19 protein-coding genes are annotated in these 18,812 nt (G+C 74.2%); 10 read left to right on the top strand and 9 right to left on the bottom strand.

The annotated features are described in order from the left end of the window. Positions 1–9 precede the first annotated feature (9 nt). Positions 10–1,359, bottom strand: a complete 1,350-nt coding sequence (locus VM636_RS11525) for an FAD-binding oxidoreductase (protein WP_338484318.1) — start codon at positions 1,357–1,359, stop codon at positions 10–12. A gap of 134 nt (positions 1,360–1,493) precedes the next feature. Between VM636_RS11525 and VM636_RS11520 the strand changes: the two genes are divergently transcribed. Genes VM636_RS11520 through VM636_RS11505 form a run of 4 tightly spaced genes read left to right on the top strand, consistent with a single transcriptional unit; the run spans position 1,494 to position 4,318 of the window. After that, complete coding sequence (locus tag VM636_RS11520) at positions 1,494–2,003, top strand: phosphatase PAP2 family protein (RefSeq protein ID WP_030422263.1); 510 nt, start codon at positions 1,494–1,496, stop codon at positions 2,001–2,003. Further along, the gene (locus VM636_RS11515) at positions 1,996–2,943 is read left to right on the top strand and encodes a decaprenyl-phosphate phosphoribosyltransferase (protein WP_030422264.1); all 948 of its coding nucleotides are present in this window, start codon (positions 1,996–1,998) and stop codon (positions 2,941–2,943) included. The genes VM636_RS11520 and VM636_RS11515 overlap by 8 nt, the downstream gene beginning before the upstream one ends. Further along, on the top strand, positions 2,940–3,422 hold the full coding sequence (locus VM636_RS11510; protein ID WP_051821501.1) for a GtrA family protein: 483 nt from the start codon (positions 2,940–2,942) through the stop codon (positions 3,420–3,422). Before VM636_RS11515 ends, VM636_RS11510 begins: the two co-directional genes overlap by 4 nt. Next, positions 3,410–4,318: a YihY/virulence factor BrkB family protein gene (locus tag VM636_RS11505; RefSeq protein WP_030422266.1), complete on the top strand. Its 909-nt coding sequence runs from the start codon at positions 3,410–3,412 to the stop codon at positions 4,316–4,318. Before VM636_RS11510 ends, VM636_RS11505 begins: the two co-directional genes overlap by 13 nt. Here the strand turns inward: VM636_RS11505 and VM636_RS11500 are convergent. Then, positions 4,266–5,567, bottom strand: a complete 1,302-nt coding sequence (locus VM636_RS11500; protein WP_030422267.1) for a D-alanyl-D-alanine carboxypeptidase — start codon at positions 5,565–5,567, stop codon at positions 4,266–4,268. The two genes, VM636_RS11505 and VM636_RS11500, sit on opposite strands and share 53 nt — an antisense overlap. 91 nt (positions 5,568–5,658) lie before the next feature. Here VM636_RS11500 and VM636_RS11495 point away from each other — a divergent pair, with 91 nt between their 5' ends. Continuing rightward, complete coding sequence (locus VM636_RS11495; protein WP_030422268.1) at positions 5,659–5,898, top strand: hypothetical protein; 240 nt, start codon at positions 5,659–5,661, stop codon at positions 5,896–5,898. A gap of 63 nt (positions 5,899–5,961) precedes the next feature. Next, positions 5,962–7,323, top strand: coding sequence for a metallophosphoesterase (locus tag VM636_RS11490; protein ID WP_030422269.1), 1,362 nt, complete (start codon positions 5,962–5,964; stop codon positions 7,321–7,323). Positions 7,324–7,341: 18 nt separating this feature from the next. On the opposite strand, the gene VM636_RS11485 is transcribed toward VM636_RS11490, so the two are convergent. The 7 genes from VM636_RS11485 to VM636_RS11455 form a co-directional block, all read right to left on the bottom strand. Beyond that, the gene (locus VM636_RS11485; RefSeq protein WP_078962827.1) at positions 7,342–8,223 is read right to left on the bottom strand and encodes a TetR family transcriptional regulator; all 882 of its coding nucleotides are present in this window, start codon (positions 8,221–8,223) and stop codon (positions 7,342–7,344) included. A 57-nt stretch (positions 8,224–8,280) separates the two neighbouring features. After that, a complete protein-coding gene (locus VM636_RS11480; protein ID WP_030422271.1) occupies positions 8,281–8,658 on the bottom strand; it encodes an extradiol dioxygenase in 378 nt (125 codons plus the stop codon). A gap of 198 nt (positions 8,659–8,856) precedes the next feature. Then, a complete protein-coding gene (locus VM636_RS11475) occupies positions 8,857–9,630 on the bottom strand; it encodes a succinate dehydrogenase iron-sulfur subunit (protein ID WP_030422272.1) in 774 nt (257 codons plus the stop codon). Then, positions 9,630–11,384 carry a succinate dehydrogenase flavoprotein subunit gene (sdhA, locus tag VM636_RS11470; RefSeq protein WP_338484317.1) on the bottom strand — a complete coding sequence of 585 codons (1,755 nt, stop codon included), beginning with the start codon at positions 11,382–11,384 and terminating at the stop codon, positions 9,630–9,632. Before sdhA ends, VM636_RS11475 begins: the two co-directional genes overlap by 1 nt. 19 nt (positions 11,385–11,403) lie before the next feature. Beyond that, complete coding sequence (locus VM636_RS11465) at positions 11,404–11,886, bottom strand: succinate dehydrogenase hydrophobic membrane anchor subunit (protein ID WP_030422274.1); 483 nt, start codon at positions 11,884–11,886, stop codon at positions 11,404–11,406. 5 nt (positions 11,887–11,891) lie between these two features. Next, complete coding sequence (sdhC, locus tag VM636_RS11460) at positions 11,892–12,272, bottom strand: succinate dehydrogenase, cytochrome b556 subunit (RefSeq protein ID WP_078856165.1); 381 nt, start codon at positions 12,270–12,272, stop codon at positions 11,892–11,894. Positions 12,273–12,461: 189 nt separating this feature from the next. After that, positions 12,462–13,037 (bottom strand): 2-oxo-4-hydroxy-4-carboxy-5-ureidoimidazoline decarboxylase, encoded by a 576-nt coding sequence (locus tag VM636_RS11455; protein WP_030422276.1) that lies wholly within the window; start codon positions 13,035–13,037, stop codon positions 12,462–12,464. A 181-nt stretch (positions 13,038–13,218) separates the two neighbouring features. On the opposite strand from VM636_RS11455, the gene VM636_RS11450 reads away from it, so the two are divergent. The 4 genes from VM636_RS11450 to VM636_RS11435 all read left to right on the top strand — a co-directional run bounded on the left by VM636_RS11450 (position 13,219) and on the right by VM636_RS11435 (position 18,750). Further along, complete coding sequence (locus VM636_RS11450) at positions 13,219–14,826, top strand: glycoside hydrolase family 20 protein (protein WP_338484316.1); 1,608 nt, start codon at positions 13,219–13,221, stop codon at positions 14,824–14,826. A 381-nt stretch (positions 14,827–15,207) separates the two neighbouring features. Continuing rightward, the gene (locus tag VM636_RS11445; protein WP_338484315.1) at positions 15,208–15,777 is read left to right on the top strand and encodes a hypothetical protein; all 570 of its coding nucleotides are present in this window, start codon (positions 15,208–15,210) and stop codon (positions 15,775–15,777) included. Between the two features lie 595 nt (positions 15,778–16,372). After that, positions 16,373–17,035, top strand: a complete 663-nt coding sequence (locus VM636_RS11440) for an RNA polymerase sigma factor (RefSeq protein ID WP_030422279.1) — start codon at positions 16,373–16,375, stop codon at positions 17,033–17,035. Then, the gene (locus tag VM636_RS11435; protein WP_338484314.1) at positions 17,035–18,750 is read left to right on the top strand and encodes a hypothetical protein; all 1,716 of its coding nucleotides are present in this window, start codon (positions 17,035–17,037) and stop codon (positions 18,748–18,750) included. The genes VM636_RS11440 and VM636_RS11435 overlap by 1 nt, the downstream gene beginning before the upstream one ends. The last annotated feature ends 62 nt before the right edge of the window (positions 18,751–18,812 follow it).

Below are 18,812 nucleotides of genomic sequence, written 5' to 3'. Positions count from 1 at the left end.
CTGGGGTTCCTAGAGGGCGAGGCGCCGGGACAGGTCGGACACGAACACCCCGCGCGGGTCCAGCTCCGCGCGCAGCGCGCGGAACTCGTCCAGACGCGGGTACATGGCGGCCAGCAACTCGGGCCGCAGCCGGGAGTCCTTGGCCAGGTAGACCCGGCCGCCGGCCGCCGCCACCTCCTCGTCCAGCCCGTCGAGGAGCGGGCCGAGGCCCGGCAGGTTCGCCGGGATGTCCAGGGCGAGGGTCCAGCCCGGCACCGGGAAGGACAGCCAGCCCGCGTCGCCCTCCCCGAACCGCTTGAGGACGGCGAGGAAGGACGGGCAACGGTGCTCCGCGATCCGGCGCACGATGCGGCGCAGCGCCTCCTCCCGCCCGTGCCCGACCACGAACTGGTACTGCACGAAGCCGCCGCGGCCGTAGACCCGGTTCCAGTGCGGCACGCCGTCCAGCGGGTGGAAGAAGGCGGGGATCGGCCGCAGCCGCCCGGTCTGCGCGCGAGGCGCCTTGTGGTACCAGACGGTGTTGAAGAGGCCCACCGTGGTGCGGGTCAGCAGGCCCTCCGGGAACCGCGCGGGGGCGGCCGGCAGGCGCGCGGTGCGGAAGTCCAGCGGGCGGGCGCGCCGCCGCGCGGGGAGCGCGTCCAGCGGCGCGTGGTCACCCCGGGTGAGCACCGCCCGGCCGGTCGCCGCGCCGCGCGCCAGCAGGTCGATCCAGGCCACCGAGTAGCGGTAGCGGTGGTCGGTGGCGGTCAGCCGCGCCAGCAGGTCGTCCAGGTCGCGGGCGCGCTCGGTGTCCACCGACATCAGCGAGGTCTCCACCGGCTGGAGCCGCACCGTCGCGGTGAGGATCACCCCGGTCAGTCCCATGCCGCCCGCCGTCGCGTCGAACAGCGGCGTGCCGGGGAGCACGGTGCGCACCTCGCCGTCCGCCGTGAGCAGCTCCAGCGCGAGCACGTGCCGGGCGAAGGAGCCGGAGACGTGGTGGTTCTTGCCGTGGATGTCCGCGCCGATCGCCCCGCCGACCGTCACGTACCGGGTGCCGGGGGTCACCGGCACGAACCAGCCGAGCGGCAGCAGGACCTCCATCAGCCGGTGCAGGGAGACCCCCGCGTCGCACAGCACCGTCCCGCCGGCGGCGTCCACCGCGTGGACGCGGTCCAGGCCCGTCATGTCCAGCACGGCCCCGCCCGCGTTCTGCGCCGCGTCACCGTAGGCCCGTCCCAGCCCCCGCGGGATGCCGCCGCGCGCCCCGCACGCCCGGACGGCGGCGGCGGCCTCCTCGTACGTCCGCGGGCGGACCAGGCGGGCGGCCGTGGGTGCCGTACGGCCCCAGCCGGTGACGGAAACGGTGTCGGCAGACATGGCGGTGACCGTATCGCCCGAAGATGAGCGGTTAGTTATGAAACATTCCGGCCATCCCCGAAACGGGTGATTAATGGTATGTCGCTCGACCGGGCCGGGACTTCCCGCGCCCTCGCCGTGAACAGTGAGTGGCCATGGACGACGTCGACGACTTGGACCACCGGATCGTCACGGCCCTCAGGGCCCGCGCCGCCGACCCGCGGATCGCCGGTGCCGCGCGCGCCCTGTCCTGGGCCGGCGAGCACGGCGCCCTCTGGCTCGCGGCCGGACTCGCCGGAGCCGCCGTGGACGCGCCGCGCCGCCGGGCGTGGCTGCGCGGCACCGCGCTCACCGCCGGCGCCCACCTCGCCAGCATGGGCGTGAAGAGGGTGGTGCGCCGCCCGCGCCCCGCGCACGTGGACCCCCTGGTGCGCACCGCCGGCCGGCACTCCTTCCCCAGTTCCCACGCGACCTCCGCCGCCGCGGCGGCCGTCGCCTTCGGCGCGCTCGGCGCCCGCGCCGCCTGGCCGCTCGCCGCCGCCGTGTGCGTCTCCCGGCTGGTCGCCGGCGTCCACTACCCCTCGGACGTGGCGGCGGGCGCCGCCCTCGGCGCGCTCACGGCCGGGCTCGGCGCCCGCTGGATGAGAGGAACCACCGATGGCTGACACCGCCGTCCTGCAACGCGCCCCCGAGCGGCCCGGCCCGCCCGCACCGGCGCCGCCCGCCGGCCTCGCCCGCGGGCTGCTGCGCACCGCCCGGCCCCGCCAGTGGGTGAAGAACGTCCTCGTCGTCGCGGCCCCGGCCGCCGCCGGACAGCTCTTCTCCCTGCCCGTGCTCACCCAGACCGCGCTGGTCTTCGCCCTCTTCACCGCCTGCTCGGCCGCCGTCTATCTGATCAACGACGCCCGCGACGCCGAGGCCGACCGCGCCCACCCCGTCAAACGGCACCGGCCCGTCGCCGCCGGCCAGGTCCCCGTCCCCGTCGCCTACGCCGCCGGCGCCGCCCTCGGCCTCCTCGCGCCCGCCGCCGCGGCCTGGCTCTGCCCCCGCCCCGTCCCCCTCCTGCTGATCGCCTACCTCGCCCTGCAACTCGCGTACTGCGTCAGCCTCAAGCACGTCCTCGTGGTCGACCTCGTCGTCGTCACCACCGGCTTCCTGATGCGCGCCATGATCGGCGGGCCGGCGCTGGGCATCCCGCTCTCGCGCTGGTTCCTCATCACCACCGGCTTCGGCGCCCTCTTCATGGTCGCCGCCAAGCGCTACTCCGAGGCCGTCCAGATGGCCGGGGCGCAGGGCGCCACCCGCGCCCTGCTCACCGAGTACACCACCGGCTACCTCCGCTTCGTCTGGCAGCTCGCGGCCGGCGTCGCCGTCCTCGGCTACTGCATGTGGGCGATGGAGGCCGGCGGCGTCCCGCACACCGGCCTGCTGCCCTGGCGCCAGCTCTCCATGGTCGCCTTCATCCTCGCCGTGCTGCGCTACGCCGTCTTCGCCGACCGCGGCACCGCGGGCGAACCCGAGGAGGTCGTCCTGCACGACCGGGCCCTCGCCCTGATCGGCGCCGTCTGGGTGACCATGTACGGCCTGGCGGTGGCCAATTGGTGACCGCCAGGCTCGGCACCCCGGCGACCGCGCGCCGCCGCGAACTCCTCGGCTTCGCCTCCGCCGGACTCCTCGCCTACGCGGTCGACCTCGGCCTCTTCACCCTGCTGCGCGGACCGGCCGGCCTCGGCCCGCTCACCGCCAAGACGCTCTCCTTCGCCGCCGGCTGCACCGTGGCCTACGCGGGCAACGCCCTGGGCACCTACCGCCACACCCGCCCCCGCGGCCTGCGGACCTACGCCGCCTTCTGCGCCGTCAACCTGGCCGGCGCCGCCGTCCAGCTCCTCTGCCTCGCCGTCAGCCACTACGGCCTCGGCCTCACCTCCCAGCGCGCCGACACCGTCTCCGGCGCCGGCGTCGGCATGGCCCTGGCCACCGTCCTGCGCTTCTGGGGCACCCGCACGCTGGTGTTCCGCGCGGACGGGGGAGCGGAGCCATGGACCGGGGGGAACGGGGGCAGGCGGGGATCATGGACTGGCTGAAGAAGCTCCCCGTGGTGGGGCCGTGGGCGGCCCGCCTGATGGTCTCCCACGGGTGGCGCTCCTACGAGCGACTGGACCGGGTGAAGTGGTCGCGGCTCGCCGCCGCGATGACCTTCACCAGCTTCGTCGCGCTCTTCCCCCTGCTCAGCCTGGCCGCCGCCATCGCCGCGGCCACGCTCAGCACCCGGCAGCAGGACCAGCTCCAGAACAAGATCGCCGATCAGGTGCCGGGCATCTCCGACCAGCTCGACATCCACGGACTGGTCGACAACGCCGGCACCGTCGGGCTGATCGCCGCCGCCCTGCTGCTCTTCACCGGCATCGGCTGGGTCGACGCCACCCGGGGCTGCCTGCGCGCCGTGTGGGAGCTGCCCGACGAGGAACAGAACGCGGTGGTGCGGCGGGCCAAGGACGCCGGCATCCTCATCGGCCTCGGCGGCGCCCTGCTGATCACCATCGGCATCTCGACCGTCGCCTCCGCCCTGGTCGGATGGATCATCCACGAGGTGGGCCTCGCCCGGGGCGGCCTCGGCAGCGTCCTGCTCTACGTGGCCGCCTTCGCCGCCGCGGTCCTCGCCGACTTCCTGGTCCTGCTCTACGCCCTGACCCTGCTGCCCGGGGTCCACCCCGAGCGGCGCCGCCTGGTCGTGGCGGCGCTGATCGGCGCGGTCGGCTTCGAACTGCTCAAGCTGCTGCTCAGCGGCTACATGCAGGGCGTCGCCGCGAAGAGCATGTACGGCGCGTTCGGCGTCCCCGTTGCCCTGCTGCTGTGGATCAACTTCACCTCGAAGCTGGTGCTCTTCTGCGCCGCCTGGACCGCCACCCCGCGCCGGGCCGGGCAGGTCACGGACGGGACCGGCGACGCACCAGGTCCGGCAGCGGCCACCGCCGGTTGACCAGGAAGGCCCCGCCCGCCAGCACCACCAGGGACCCGGCCGCCACGGCCGCCGCGGTGCCGGCGCCGCCCCCGCCGCCGGGCGCCGGTGCCCCGGCGGCCGCCCGCGCGCCCACCGCGCCCTCGCCCGCCGGGGAGGACGCGCCCGCGGACGGGCCCGCGTTCGCCGTGACGCTGCGCGGCGGGACCAGCTCACCGACCGGCCGCACCTTGTCCAGCGCCGCGAAACCCCAGTCCAGGAGCCGCGCGCTCTCCTTGTAGACCGCGTTGTGCTCGTCCTTCTCCGGGTGCATGACCGTGACCAGGAGCACTCGGCCGTCCCGCTCGGCGACGCCGGTGAAGGTCGCGCCCGCGTTGGTGGTGTTGCCGTTCTTCACACCCGCGATGCCCGGGTAGACCCGCACGTCCCGGTCGCCGGCGAGCAGCCGGTTGGTGTTCTGGATCTCGAAGGAGCCCCGCTCGGCCTTGCCCTTCTCGTCCTTCCTCGTCTCGCCCGGGAAGTCGGCGCGCACCGTGGAGGCGTACTCGCGGAAGTCCTTCTTCTGCAGCCCCGAGCGGGCGATCAGCGTCAGGTCGTAGGCGGAGGACACCTGCTCGGGCGCGTCGTAGCCGTCCGGGGTGACCACGACGGTGTCGAGGGCCTGGAGCTCCCCGGCGTGCGCGTTCATCTCCCGCACCGTGTTCCCGACGCCGCCGTTCATCGCCGACAGCACGTGCACCGCGTCGTTCCCCGAGCGCAGGAAGACCCCGAGCCACAGGTCGTGGACGGTGTACGACTCGTCCTCCTTGATCCCGACCAGGCTGGAGCCCGCGCCGACCCCGGCCAGGTCGGAGGGGGTGACCGTGTGCTTCTCCGTCTTCGGCCAGCGGGGCAGCAGCGTGTCCGCGAACAGCATCTTCAGGGTGCTCGCCGGGGCCAGCCGCCAGTGCGCGTTGTGCGCCGCCAGCACCTCGCCGGACTCCGCGTCCGCGACGATCCAGGACCGGGCGGAGAGGTCCTTCGGCAGCACCGGTGCCCCGCCCGCCAGGTCGGCCTGGGTCCCGGGCTCGCCCAGCCGGGCCCCGCCCACGGTGGACATCGCCGCCGGCGGGGTGACCGACGGACTCGCCGACGGACTCGTGGCGGGGCTCGCGGTGGGGCTCGGGGCCGCGTACGCGGCCGGGACGGCCAGGGCGAGCGGGCAGAGGGCGACGAGGAGCACGGAGGCGGCCGACAGGGCGCGTCCGGCGGTCTTGTGGGGTGCGGGCACGACCGAGAAGGTACTCGCCGCCCGCGGGGCCGTCCCGGGCGCCTCCCCACCCCGGGCACGGGACCGGGCGCGGGGCGGCGATACTGGACGCATGAAGCTCAGCCGCCCCGTCTCCTGGTTCCTGCTCGCCTTCGGGGTGTGGAGCTGGATCATCTGGATCACTTTCGTCAAAAACCTGGTCAAGGACGGCAGCGGGCTCGCGTTCGACGACGGCGAACCCACGGCGTACTTCTGGGTGCACCTGCTGCTCGCGGTCGTCTCCTTCGTATTGGGGACGGTCGTCGGGGCCATCGGGTTGCGCGGGATCCGGGCACTGCGCCGAACGTCATAGCGCGCCGCGCGCCGCGCGCGTTCCGCATGTCCTGCTTGTCCTGACGGAGGGGTTCTCGACGGCATGGTGCTCGTCTTCGTGCTGGTCGCCTTGGCGGTCCTGACCGTGCTCGTGACGGCCAACTGGTACCTGTGGCGGCGCCTGTTCCGCGACACCACCCGGGGACCGGGCCGGGTGCGCCGGGCCGGGGGCGCGCTGATCGTGGGCGGCTGGGCGCTCGCCGTCGGCGCGCTGGTCTCCAGCCGCACCGGCGTCCCCTTCCGGGTCCAGCAGGTCATGGCCTGGCCCGGCTACCTGTGGCTCGCGCTCTGCCTCTACCTGGTCCTCGCCCTCGTCGCCACGGAGGCGGTACGCCCCTTCCTCCGCCGTCACCTGGAGCGCCGGGCCGCGGCGAAGCGGCCGGCGCCGGTCCCCGCGGCGGCCGGCGGGGCCACCGCGACGCCGCAGACGGGCCCGGACACCGCCGCCGCGCCGCCCGCGGCTCCGGACGGCGACCCCGCCCCGCAGGCGCCCGCCGGGGCAGCACCGGGCTCCGCCGCCCCGCAGGGCCCCGCCGGGGCCCAGGAGCCCGGCGGTGAGGTGGCCGGAAACCTCACCCAGCCCTCCCGGCGGCTCTTCGTCTCCCGGGTGCTCGCGGGCACAGCGGTCGCCGCCGCCGTCGGCACCGTGGGCCAGGGCACCTACGGGGTGCTGCGCGGGCCCCGGGTCAAGCGGGTCACCGTGCCGCTGGCCAGGCTGCCGCGCGCCGCGCACGGCTACCGCATCGCCGTGGTCAGCGACATCCACCTCGGCCCGATCCTCGGCCGTAACTTCGCGCAGACGGTCGTCGACACCATCAACTCCACGCAGCCCGACCTCATCGCCGTGGTCGGCGACCTCGTCGACGGCAGCGTGAAGGACCTCGGCCCGGCGGCGGCCCCGCTGGCCGGCCTCCGGGCCCGGCACGGCGCGTACTTCGTCACCGGCAACCACGAGTACTTCTCCGGCGCCGAACAGTGGGTCGAGGAGGTGCGCCGCCTGGGCCTGCTCCCGCTGGAGAACGCCCGCACCGAACTGCCCCACTTCGACCTCGCGGGCGTCAACGACCTGGCCGGCGGGAACGAGGGCCGGGGCCCCGACTACGCCCGCGCCCTCGGCGACCGCGACCGGGACCGCGCCTGCGTGCTCCTCGCCCACCAGCCGGTGCAGATCCACGAGGCCGTCGACCACGGCGTCGACCTCCAGCTCTCCGGCCACACCCACGGCGGCCAGCTCTGGCCCGGCAACCTCCTCGCCGGGGCCGCGAACCCGACCCTCGCCGGCCTGGAGCGCTACGGCGACACCCAGCTCTACGTCAGCCGCGGCGCCGGCGCCTGGGGACCGCCCACCCGCGTGGGCGCCCCGTCCGACATCACGGTGATCGAGCTGGCCTCCCGCCGGACCTGAGCCGCGCGGCCGGGCCGCTCAGGGGGCGTCCGGCGCGGTCGTCGGCCCCGCGGTGGCAGCCGGCCCCGCCGCGCCCGCCGGTCCGGTCGGCTCCGCCGGGGCCCGCGGGTCCGGCGGAGCCGGGGCGTTCGCGTCCGCCGCGGCGGGGGCCTCCGCGTCGGGTGGGGCCGGGGTCCGCCGGGCCGGGTCCGGCAGCGCGCGGGTCAGCCCGGGCAGGAAGTCCGTGAACAGCTCGTGCACCTCCCGCACCAGCGGACGCAGCGCCCGGAACCGGGCCAGCGAGACCCCCCGGGCCGCGAGCCGGGCGCCGCGCTCGGCCAGCCGGTAGCTGCGCTCGCGCCCCTCGCTCCGGTCGAAGACCCAGTACAGCACCAGCCCCATCTGGGCGAGCCACATCAGCTCCGGGAGCACGTCCCGCAGTTCCGCCGGGACCTTGGTCCGCGTCCCGGCCAGCACCGACCGCTGGACGCCGATGGCCTCCAGCCGCGCGGGCTCGGACTCGGGGGAGAAGGGGCTGAGCGGGCTCTCCGGGTCGGCCGCGTTCTTGAAGAACTGCACCGCGAACTCGTGGTACGGCGTGGCGATGTCCAGCCAGACCGTCAGCACGCCCGCGAGCCGCGCGCCCAGCTCCGTCTCCCGCTCCAGCACGTCCCGGATCGCCACCCGGTGCTCGGCGGCGATGCGGTCGTAGAAGCCCTGGATCAGGTGCTCCTTGCCGGCGAAGTAGTAGTACGCGTTGCCGACGGAGACGCCGGCCTCCTGGGCGATGGCCCGCATCGTCGTCCGGTCGTAGCCGCGCTCCCGGAAGAGCCGCATGGCCGTCTCCAGGATCAGCGCGCGGGTCTGCTCGGACTTGCTGAGGGACGGTCCGCCGCCGGGAAGGTCGTTCGTCGCAGGCACGCCACCGAGCCTAGGCGGTCACCCGGGGACGGCACGCCCCAGCTCCGGACGGCCCACCTAGTCGGTGAGGCCGACCACGTTGCCCCAGGAGTGGGCGAACTCCACCGTCCAGCCGGTGGCCCCGGGGAACGGCTCGTCGAGCGGCGCCACCCCCGCCGCGCGCAGCGCCCCGGCCGCCGCACGGGCGTCCGGCACCTCCAGCCACACCCGGACGGTGGGCCAGGGCGGCGGACGGTGCCCGAAGCCCTCCTCGGCGCGCAGCAGCAGCCCCGGCGTCCCGGCGCCGGCCCGCGACAGCGCGATCCCGGCCTCGTCGAGCCGGAAGGCCACCGGGAAGCCCGCCCGCCTGGAGAAGCCGACGGCCGCGCCGAGGTCGCCGACGGGCAGCAGCACGTTGTCGAAACCGAGCACTTCGTACGGTTCCTGATCCGACATGCCGGCAGGCTACGGGCGCCCGGCCACCGAGGGTCCCACCCACCGCGGCCACCGCCCCCACCCGTTGAGCCGGAGCGCGGCCCCCGCGCGGCACGGCGGAGCGGGGCGCGGCCGGCCCGGCGGGCGCGGACGCGCGAACGGCCGAGGGCCCCGATCACGTGATCGGGGCCCTCGGCCGTGCTGCGGGACGCCGGAGCGTCAGAAGCGGCGCGTGATGAGCGCCCGCTTCACCTCCGCGATCGCCTTGGTGACCTCGATGCCGCGCGGGCAGGCGTCCGTGCAGTTGAAGGTCGTGCGGCAACGCCACACGCCGTCACGGTCGTTGAGGATCTCCAGCCGCTGCTCGCCGGCGTCGTCGCGCGAGTCGAAGATGAAGCGGTGGGCGTTGACGATGGCCGCCGGGCCGAAGTACTGCCCGTCGTTCCAGAAGACCGGGCACGAGGAGGTGCAGGCCGCGCACAGGATGCACTTCGTCGTGTCGTCGAAGCGCTCGCGGTCCTCGGCCGACTGGAGCCGCTCACGGGTCGGCTCGTTGGTCTCGTTCGTGACCAGGAAGGGCATCACGTCGCGGTATGCCTGGAAGAACGGCTCCATGTCCACGACGAGGTCCTTGAGGACCGTCATGCCCTTGATGGGCTCGACCGTGATGGGCTTCTCCGGGCTGATGTCCTTGATCAGCGTCTTGCAGGCCAGCCGGTTCTTGCCGTTGATCCGCATGGCGTCGGAGCCGCAGATGCCGTGCGCGCAGGAACGCCGGAAGGTCAGCGTGCCGTCGAGATCCCACTTGATCTTGTGGAGGGCGTCGAGGACGCGCTCCTTCGGGTCGATCTCGATCCGGAAGTCTTCCCAGGTCGCCTGGTCCGAGACCTCCGGGTTGAAACGCCGGAGCCGGAAGGTCACGGTGATGTAGGGGGAGTCGGCGAAGCCGGGCTCGGGGTCCGGGCCCGCCTTGTCCAGAACGGGGGTAGCCATCAGTACTTACGCTCCATCGGCTGGTAGCGGGTCTGGACGACCGGCTTGTAGTCGAGACGCACGGACTCGGTGCCGTCGTCGCCCACCTCGCGGTACGCCATGGTGTGGCGCATGAAGTTGACGTCGTCGCGGTTCGGGTAGTCCTCGCGGTAGTGACCGCCGCGCGACTCCTTGCGGGCCAGGGCGGAGACCGCCATGACCTCGGCCAGGTCCAGCAGGTTGCCCAGCTCGACGGCCTCCAGCAGGTCGGTGTTGAAACGCCGGCCCTTGTCCTGGATGGCCACGTTCTTGTACCGGACGCGCAGTTCGGCGATCTTCTCGACGGCCGTCTTGATCGTCTGCTCGGTGCGGAACACCATGACGTTGGCGTCCATGGTCTCCTGGAGCTCCTGGCGCAGCGCGGCCACGCGCTCGGTGCCCGTGGACTCGCGCAGCCGCTCGATCTGCTCGACGACCATCGACTCCGGGTCCTCCGGCAGCGGCACGAAGTCGGCCGTGTGGGCGTACTCGGCCGCGGCGATGCCGGCCCGGCGGCCGAACACGTTGATGTCCAGCAGCGAGTTGGTGCCCAGACGGTTGGCGCCGTGCACCGACACACAGGCGACCTCGCCGGCGGCGTACAGGCCGGGCACGACGGTGGTGTTGTCGGCCAGCACCTCGCCCTCGACGTTGGTCGGGATGCCGCCCATGGCGTAGTGCGCGGTCGGCTGGATCGGGATCGGGTCGGTGTACGGCTCGATGCCCAGGTACGTCCGCGCGAACTCCGTGATGTCGGGCAGCTTGGCGTCGAGCTGCTCCGGCGGCAGGTGGGTGAGGTCGAGGTAGACGTGGTCGCCCTCGGGACCGCAGCCGCGGCCCTCGCGGATCTCCGTGTAGATGGAGCGGGAGACGACGTCGCGGGAGGCGAGGTCCTTCATGACGGGCGCGTACTTCTCCATGAAGCGCTCGCCGTCCTTGTTGCGCAGGATGCCGCCCTCGCCGCGGGCGCCCTCCGTGAGCAGGATGCCCATGCGCCAGATGCCCGTCGGGTGGAACTGGAAGAACTCCATGTCCTCCAGCGGCAGCCCGCGCCGGTACACGGCCGCCTGGCCGTCGCCGGTGAGGGTGTGCGCGTTCGACGTCACCTTGAAGAACTTGCCGCAGCCGCCCGAGGCGTAGATCACGGACTTCGCCTGGAAGACGTGGATCTCGCCGGTCGCCAGTTCGTAGGCGACCACGCCGGCCGACTTCCTGACGCCGTCGACCTCGGTGATGAGCTGGTCCAGGACGTAGAACTCGTTGAAGAACTCCACGCCCTCCTTGACGCAGTTCTGGTACAGCGTCTGGAGGATCATGTGGCCGGTGCGGTCGGCCGCGTAGCAGGAGCGGCGGACCGGGGCCTCACCGTGGTTGCGGGAGTGACCGCCGAAGCGGCGCTGGTCGATCGTCCCGTCGGGCGTCCGGTTGAACGGCAGGCCCATCTTCTCCAGGTCGAGGACGGAGTCGATGGCCTCCTTCGCCAGGATCTCGGCGGCGTCCTGGTCGACCAGGTAGTCGCCGCCCTTGATCGTGTCGAAGGTGTGCCACTCCCAGTTGTCCTCTTCCACGTTGGCCAGCGCGGCGGCCATGCCGCCCTGCGCGGCGCCCGTGTGGGAGCGGGTGGGGTAGAGCTTCGTCAGGACGGCCGTGCGGCTGAGCTTGGTCGCCTCGATGGCGGCCCGCATACCGGCGCCACCGGCGCCGACGATGACGGTGTCGTACTTGTGGATCTTCATGATTCTCGCAGCCCCGTGCCTAGCGGATGTTCGGGTCGAAGGTGAAGATCACCAGCGAGCCCAGCAGGATGGTGAACACCGTGGCGGTGTAGAGCAGGCCCTTGAGCCACAGCCGGGTGTTCGCGCGCTCCGCGTAGTCGTTGACGACCGTGCGCAGGCCGTTGCAGCCGTGCAGCATCGCGAGCCAGAGCATCAGCAGGTCCCAGACCTGCCAGAACGGCGAGGCCCAGCGGCCCGCCACGAAGGCGAAGCCGATCTTGGAGACGCCGCCGTCCAGGACGAGCTGGATCAGCAGGTGCCCGATGACCAGGACGACCAGCACCACGCCGGACAGGCGCATGAAGAGCCAGCCGTACAGCTCGAAGTTGCCGCGGGTGGCCTTGGGGGTCTTCTGGGTCCGCTTGCGAGGGGGCTCGATCAGCGGGGCCGGGTTGTCGACGGTGTAGACGGACGCGCCCTCGACGGGGCCGATCCCGGACGGGGTCGATTCGGTGGTGGACATGCGCGTCAGCTCCCGAACAGTTCACGAGCGGCGTGGCCGAGGACGGGGTAGATCGCCCCGATCATCAGCACGACCCAGAGGGCGACGACGGACCAGAGCATCTGCTTCTGATAGCGGGCGCCCTTGGCCCAGAAGTCGACGGCGATGACGCGCAGGCCGTTGAGCGCGTGGAAGAGGATGGCGGCGACGAGGCCGTACTCCAGCAGCGCGACGATCGGCGACTTGTACGTGGCCACGACGGTGTCGTAGGCCTCGGGTGACACTCGGACGAGCGCGGTGTCCAGCACGTGGACGAACAGGAAGAAGAAAATGAGGACACCGGTGACTCGGTGAGCCACCCACGACCACATTCCTTCCCGGCCGCGGTACAGCGTTCCAGCCGGCACGGAAATTTCCTCCGGGAGCGGTGATTGGGGCCGCGCCGGCTTTCCTTGTCGGTCGGGCCCGGCCGGGTACGGTCCACCGGCCCCCAGCATCGTAGCCACGGATGTCCGCCGTGCTCACGGGGGGCCTGTCTCTGTGATCAAAGTTGCACTCAAAGGAGCACGGACGGGTGACCGGCCGGGCGGATTGGGCTATGTGCCCGATGTGCGCTGCTCGGGGGCGGTGGCCCCGGCCAGTACACCGGCCAGTCGGCCGCGGGCCAGACGGCGTAGTTCGTCCGCCGTCACCAGGCGTTCTTCCTCCGGATCGTTGGCCAATCGTGACCGGATTCCTTCGAGTATGCGGTCCGGTGCCTCGGTGGGGCTGAGCCCGTCCAGGCAGATGGCGAACGTGTGTCCGAATTTTCTCTCGTACGCGGCGACCGCCGCCCCGAGGGCGGTGTGCGCGGCGCCGTGGGTCCCGGCGGGCAGCCGCGGCGGCGACTCCCCGGACAGCGCCTCGGCCAGGTCGGCCGGTGTCAGGTCGTACGCGGCCTCGTCCGCCGCCGCCAGCAGGGACGGCGGGTCGGGGTAGGGGCGGTGGGCGGCCAGGCGGCGGGCCCAGCGGTCGCTGTTCAGGCAGTCCAGCAGGGTGCGAACGGCCTCGTCGGCGGGGGCGGTGTTGAAGTGCTCCAGCGGCGGAGGGGTCCTCGGCGCCTTCGGCGCGGCGGGGGTGGGTGCCGGTGCCGGGAGGGCGACTCGGCCGGGGACATCTGGGAGACGGTGCACAGGCAGCGTGGTCCTCGTGGGCGTCACGTGTGTGTCGGCGGGGGATTCTGTGAGAGGTGTGGCGCCACGTTACCGAGGGAGGCCCACGGGCACCCGACACCTGCCCGAATTTCACCCGAACGGTAGAGTTTCGGAACCTCTCGTGGACGCAAGTCCCGTGCGGCGGCCGTAGGTTGGCGCTGTGAGTCGACAAGGACGACGCCGGAAACCGGCGAACAAGGTCAGGCAGCGGGTGGTCATAGCCGCCGCGGCGGTCGCCGCGCTCGGCGTGGGCGCCGGCCTGTGGGCCGCCGCCGACGGCGGAGCGGGAGGTTCCGCGACCTCCGGCGTCTCCGCCGGCCGGCCGAGTCCCACGGGCTCCTTCCCGCTCTCCCGGGCGCCGGAGACCATACCCGCGGTACGGGAGCACACCCCCGCGCGCGGCCCCGGCTGGCGCCCCGAGAGCGGCCACCGGGTCACCGTGGCCTCCCCGGACCTCGCCGACGAGGGCCGTCTCCTGGCCGGCGAACTGGGCCTCACGTACGCGGGCGAGAAGGGCGACTCCCGCGCCGGCGACGTGCGGCTGGAGGTCGAGAAGGCCGAGGGCGCCGGCCCCGAGTCGTACACCATGACCGTGCGCGACGGCCGGGTCACCGTCACCGGCCCCGCCGAGGCCGGCGTCTTCTACGGCACCCGCACGCTCAAGCAGACGGTCGCCGACGGGGCCACCGCGCCGGAGGGCGTGGTGAAGGACGAGCCGGCCAAGCCGCGCCGCGGCTTCATGCTCGACATCGCCCGCAAGCACTTCTCCGCCGACTGGATCAAGGACCGCGTCCGCGAGCTGGGCGATCTCAAGTTCAACGAACTGGGCCTGCACTTCTCCGACGACCAGGCGTTCCGCATCGAGTCCTCCTCGCACCCCGAGCTCGTCTCCAAGGACCACCTGACCAAGGCCGAGATGAAGCAGATCGTCGATCTCGCCGCCTCCCGCCACATCACCGTCGTCCCCGAGATCGACTCGCCCGGACACCTCGGCGCCGTCATCGCCGCCCACCCCGACCTCCAGCTCCGCAACGCGCAGGGCGTCGCCACCAAGGGCGCCATCGACATCTCCAACCCGAAGGCCGCCGAGATCGTCGACGACCTGCTGGACGAGTACGCCGACCTCTTCCCCGGCTCCCAGTGGCACCTGGGCGCCGACGAGTACCAGGCGCTCACCGTCCGCGACCCCCAGGCGTCCTACCCGCAGCTCGCCGCCGCCGCCCGCAAGGCGTACGGCCCCGACGGCATCGTCGCCGACCTGACCACCGCCTGGCTCAACGGCCGCGCCGCCGTGGTCATGGCCCACGACCGGACCCCGCGCGCCTGGAACGACGGCTTCTTCCGCGTCACGTCGGTCAAACCGGCCCCCGAGATCCAGGTCGCCTACTGGACCGGCAAGGAGATCGGCGCCCGCCAGCCGGAGGACTACCTCGCGGCGGGCCGCAAGGTCCTCAACTACAACGACGAGTTCCTCTACTACGTGCTCGGCGAGCCGCAGACCTTCGTCTACCCGACCGGCGAGCGCATCTACGAGCAGTGGACCCCGCGCGTCCTGCGCGGCACGGAGGCCGTCCCGGCCCGCTACGACGACCAGATCCTCGGCGGCAGCTTCGCCGTCTGGTGCGACATCTCCAGCGCGCAGACCGAGGCGCAGGTCGCCGACGGCATCCGCATGCCGCTCGCGGCGACCGTCCAGAAGCTCTGGGACCCCGGTAAGCCGGAACTGTCCTGGCCGGACTTCGAGAAGCTGGCCGGACGGGTGGCGTGAGGCGGGCCCGCCCTTCGTGAGAGGGGGCGGCAGGCGGGTGAGGGGCGGTGCGGCGCACCCGCCGGGGGTGTCGCCGGGGGTGTGCCGTACTCGGCGGGGCCGGGGCCGGGAGCGAGACCGGGGGAGAGGCTGGACGCCGGGCGGGGGCCGGAGACGAGGCGGACTCGGAGGCGGAGGCGGGGCCGGAGTGGGAGCCGGGGCCGGGGCGGGCTCCGAGGTGGGGACCGACGCCGGTCCGGTGGCCGAAAACCCTTCTTCCGCCTCCTCGAACTTCTCGGCGTCGTCCCCCCCTGTGACGTTCCCGGCCCGCCGCACGCAGTAAGGGGAAGTGCGGGTCCCGAGCCCGCGCACCGGCGGTGCGGGACGAACGGGAGGCGTTCGATGAGCCTGGTGGAACTGATCGCGCAGGCCGACACACGCGGCCTCGCCGTGAGCGGGCTGGCTTGTTTGGATCGCTGCTTCCCCCTGCTCGACGGCGACGACGAGGTGCTGCGCCCGCTGTGGGCCGCCCTCGCCGCCGGGGGCGGCGGCACACCCGGCCCGGACTGGGCCGAGGGCCTGGAACAGGTCCGGGGCAAGCTCGCCGGTCCCGACGCGGCCGACGAGGACGAGGCCGTCCTGCTCGCCCGCCGGATGCTCGACGCCGCCCCGGCCGACTGCTCCGCCGCCGAGGCGCGGGCGTGGGCCGACGCCTGCTCCGTCGCCTCGCTGCGCATCCACCGGCTGCTCGACCCGGTCGCCGGCGACGCCCCGGTCACCGGGGTGGAGCGGACGGGTGCCGTCGCGGACGTGCCTCCGCTGGTCGCCGCCGAACTGCGCCGCCAGACCGCCGTCCTGGAACTCCTCGCCGGCCACGGCCCGGCCGGCCTCCGCGGCGCCCTGGACGTCTCCACCGAGGGCCGCCGTGTCCTCCGGGCCGTCGTCTCCCGCCGAGCACGCGGCAGAACCTGACCGACCGGCACCTTTTCCTTCCCGGGTTCGTCCCCGGTTCCTTCCCGGGGTCTGCCGCGGGTCTTCCCCGGTTCGGCCGAGGGCTGCCCGGGGCGTGTTTCCCGGGGCGTGTTTCCCGGGACGGGGCCGGCTCCCGGCTGCCGCGGCCCGTTCCTCCACGTGGCCGGCGTCCGGTGAGCAGAGCGCGGGTTTTGGTCGAGGAGGGCGCCGCGGGAGGCGGGAACGCCTCCGGAGACGCGGAGAGCACCAGGTCACCGGTGCCGCCAAGGCAACGGCCGAGGCCGCCACCCCCCACAGGAGAGGCCCCGGCCGTCGCGCGGCACGGGCCGCGCGGCGGCCCGTACTTCCTACAGCGCCACCCCGCCGTTTTCTGTCACACCACTGCGTCACGGGTTAGTTGCAGCTTGTATGGCAATCGCAAGGGGGCGTGGACGTGCGACGGTTTCAAGACGTAACGTGCCATTCGCGCCGAAGAGCGGGGGCACGCCCCCGCGCACACCTGCGGTGGACCACCGCAACCATTCATCGAGAAACCACGACGAGGGCCGGGTCCGCGAGGGCGGCGCCGGTCCGGGTGCAAGGAGAGGCGCGCGCGGTGCAGGGGGACGACGCGGAGTTGACCGCCGCGGTGCGTGCGGCACAGGACGGGGACGAGACCGCGTTCCGGACCGTGTACCGCACGGTGCACCCACGACTGCTCGGGTACACCAGGACCCTGGTCGGCGACCTTGACGCCGAGGACGTGACCTCGGAGGCGTGGCTCCAGATAGCCCGCGACCTCGACCGGTTCCACGGCGACGCCGACCGGTTCCGCGGCTGGGCCGCCCGCATCGCCCGCAACCGTGCCCTGGACCACCTCCGCATGCGCGGACGCCGGCCGGCGACGGGCGGCGACGAGACGGAGCTGGCGGACCGGGCCGCCGAGTCCGACACCGCGGGCGAGGCGTTGGAGGCCCTGTCCACCGGCCGCGCCCTCGCCCTCATCGCCCGGCTGCCGCAGGACCAGGCCGAGGCGGTGGTGCTGCGGGTCGTCGTGGGACTCGACGCCAAGAGCGCCGCCGAGACACTGGGCAAACGCCCCGGCGCCGTCCGCACCGCCGCCCACCGGGGACTCAAACGCCTCGCCGAACTGCTCGCCGACGACCCGGAGTCGGCCACCGGGCTCGACGCGCTCCCGCCCCCGCGAGAACCGAACGGGGCCACTGTGACGTCCGCGACTGTGACGCATCCACGGGCGCGGACGCAGAAGGACATGTGATGGCCGACGAGCAGGACAAGTGGCTGGACCGCGAAACCGCGGAGGTCGTGCTGCGCGGAGAGCCGCTGGAGAAGGCCGGCCCGGAGGCGGAAGCCCGCGCCCGGCGCCTCCTCGACACCCTGAACGCCCTCACCACGACGGACCCCGAACTCCCCGGCGAAACCGCCGCCCTGGCCGCCTTCCGCGCCGCCCGCGCCGCCCCGGGGACATCGCTGACGCGGAGCGCCGACACGCCGGGCGCGGGGGCCGGAGCCGGGGTGGGCGTCGGCACCGACGGCGACGCCGCCGTGCCGGCGATGCGCCGTGCGGACGCGCCGGCCGACACGCCCGGCGGCGCATCTCCCCTCCGCGGTGCCGACACGGCCGCCGTGGCCGGTGGCGTACCGGCGGTTCACGGGGGCGACACGCCGAGCGGTCCGCGTACCGACGCGCCCGGCGGCGCATCCGCCGTCCGCGGTGCCGACACGGCCTGCGCCCCCGGCTCCGTGCCGGTCGTCGGCGGGCGCGACACGCCGGGCCCGACGTGCGGCGACACGCCGAGCGGCCACCGCACCGGCACGACCGCCGACACGACCCGCGCCGCGCGCCACGATTCGGCACACGGCCGGCGCGCCGAGGCCGCCGGCGCCGGGTCCGGCGGCCGTCCGCGTGTCGACGTCGTGGCCGACACGCCCCGGGCGCCCTCCGGCGTCCCCCGGGAGGCGACGGCACCCGCCGGGCGTGTCGGCACCGGGGCCGCCGAGTGTTCCGACGCCCCGAGCACGCCCGACGTCCCGCCCACGTCCGGCGAGCCGGGCGCCGCGAGCGGCGACGCCGGGCTGGTGCGGCTGGGCACCCGGGCCGGGCGGCCCCGGGGCTCGCGGTGGGGCCGGTCGGTGCGGTTCGGGCTGGCCGCCGCGCTGAGCGCGGGCATGGTGGGCGGCGTCGCCGCGGGCACCGGGCTGCTGCCCACCCCGTTCGACGGGCCCTCGCCCGACCCCGCGGCGACCGTCTCGGCCGGCGCGACCGCCGAACGCCCCCTCGTGTCACCGTCCCCCTCCGGCGCGGCCCGCGACGGATCGGCCCCGACCGGCGGCGCCACGCCCGGCCCGGACACCACCGCCACCGGCGAGGACGGCGACGCCACCGGCGAACCCGGCACCCGCACCGGCGATGGCGCGACCGGTGATCCCGGCCATCAGGCCGACCTCCTCCGGGCCTGCCGGGAGATCCGCGCCGGCAAGGGACTCGACGAGGCCCGGGAGCGCGCCCTGGAGCAAGCGGCCGGCGGCGCCTCCCACGTGGGCAAGTACTGCGCGAACGCCCTCGCCGGCCCCGCCAACGGCAACAACACCCGGGACCGCGGCGACGGCCGGGGCGCCGGCTCCGGCTGGGGCCAGCGCTCGCCCGGCCGGGACGACGACCGTGACGACGACCGGCAGGAGACCGGCGAGCGCAACGGCGCGGGCAACCGCGGCGGCGACGACTCGGACGGCCAGGGCGAGGAGCAGCAGGAGACGGACGAGGAAGGGGACACCGGCGGCGGCCGGCCCCTCGCCTCCCGCCTCCCTCCCCCTCCGGCCCCGCCCGCCCTCGCCCCGCCGCGCCCCCTGCCCGAGGCGCCCACCCACCCGGCGGCACCGGGCGCCCGGAACACCTCCGGGAGCGGGATCACCGCGCGCGTGGAGGTCGCTCCCGGCGGGGGTGTGACACTTTCCGCGGGTGCGGCGCAGTAGGGAGTGAGCCGACTGGTCATCGGCTTCCGCACCGAGCCGGGGTTCCCCCCGTACCCGTGGCT

The organism is Streptomyces sp. SCSIO 75703 (assembly GCF_036607905.1).
Classification (GTDB): domain Bacteria; phylum Actinomycetota; class Actinomycetes; order Streptomycetales; family Streptomycetaceae; genus Streptomyces.
The sequence above is the reverse complement of the archived record's forward strand: the minus strand, read 5'-3'. Positions and strand labels throughout refer to the sequence as shown.

Excerpts from the sequence above, each read along its gene's own strand:
- VM636_RS11495 (WP_030422268.1), top strand. The coding sequence starts at position 5,659 with ATGAAGCTCAGCCGCCCCGTCTCCTGGTTCCTGCTCGCCTTCGGGGTG.
- sdhA (WP_338484317.1), bottom strand. The coding sequence starts at position 11,384 with ATGAAGATCCACAAGTACGACACCGTCATCGTCGGCGCCGGTGGCGCC.
- VM636_RS11490 (WP_030422269.1), top strand. The coding sequence starts at position 5,962 with ATGGTGCTCGTCTTCGTGCTGGTCGCCTTGGCGGTCCTGACCGTGCTC.
- VM636_RS11465 (WP_030422274.1), bottom strand. The coding sequence starts at position 11,886 with ATGTCCACCACCGAATCGACCCCGTCCGGGATCGGCCCCGTCGAGGGC.
- VM636_RS11525 (WP_338484318.1), bottom strand. The coding sequence starts at position 1,359 with ATGTCTGCCGACACCGTTTCCGTCACCGGCTGGGGCCGTACGGCACCC.
- VM636_RS11445 (WP_338484315.1), top strand. The coding sequence starts at position 15,208 with ATGAGCCTGGTGGAACTGATCGCGCAGGCCGACACACGCGGCCTCGCC.
- VM636_RS11515 (WP_030422264.1), top strand. The coding sequence starts at position 1,996 with ATGGCTGACACCGCCGTCCTGCAACGCGCCCCCGAGCGGCCCGGCCCG.
- VM636_RS11505 (WP_030422266.1), top strand. The coding sequence starts at position 3,410 with ATGGACTGGCTGAAGAAGCTCCCCGTGGTGGGGCCGTGGGCGGCCCGC.
- VM636_RS11475 (WP_030422272.1), bottom strand. The coding sequence starts at position 9,630 with ATGGCTACCCCCGTTCTGGACAAGGCGGGCCCGGACCCCGAGCCCGGC.
- VM636_RS11435 (WP_338484314.1), top strand. The coding sequence starts at position 17,035 with ATGGCCGACGAGCAGGACAAGTGGCTGGACCGCGAAACCGCGGAGGTC.
- VM636_RS11520 (WP_030422263.1), top strand. The coding sequence starts at position 1,494 with ATGGACGACGTCGACGACTTGGACCACCGGATCGTCACGGCCCTCAGG.
- VM636_RS11480 (WP_030422271.1), bottom strand. The coding sequence starts at position 8,658 with ATGTCGGATCAGGAACCGTACGAAGTGCTCGGTTTCGACAACGTGCTG.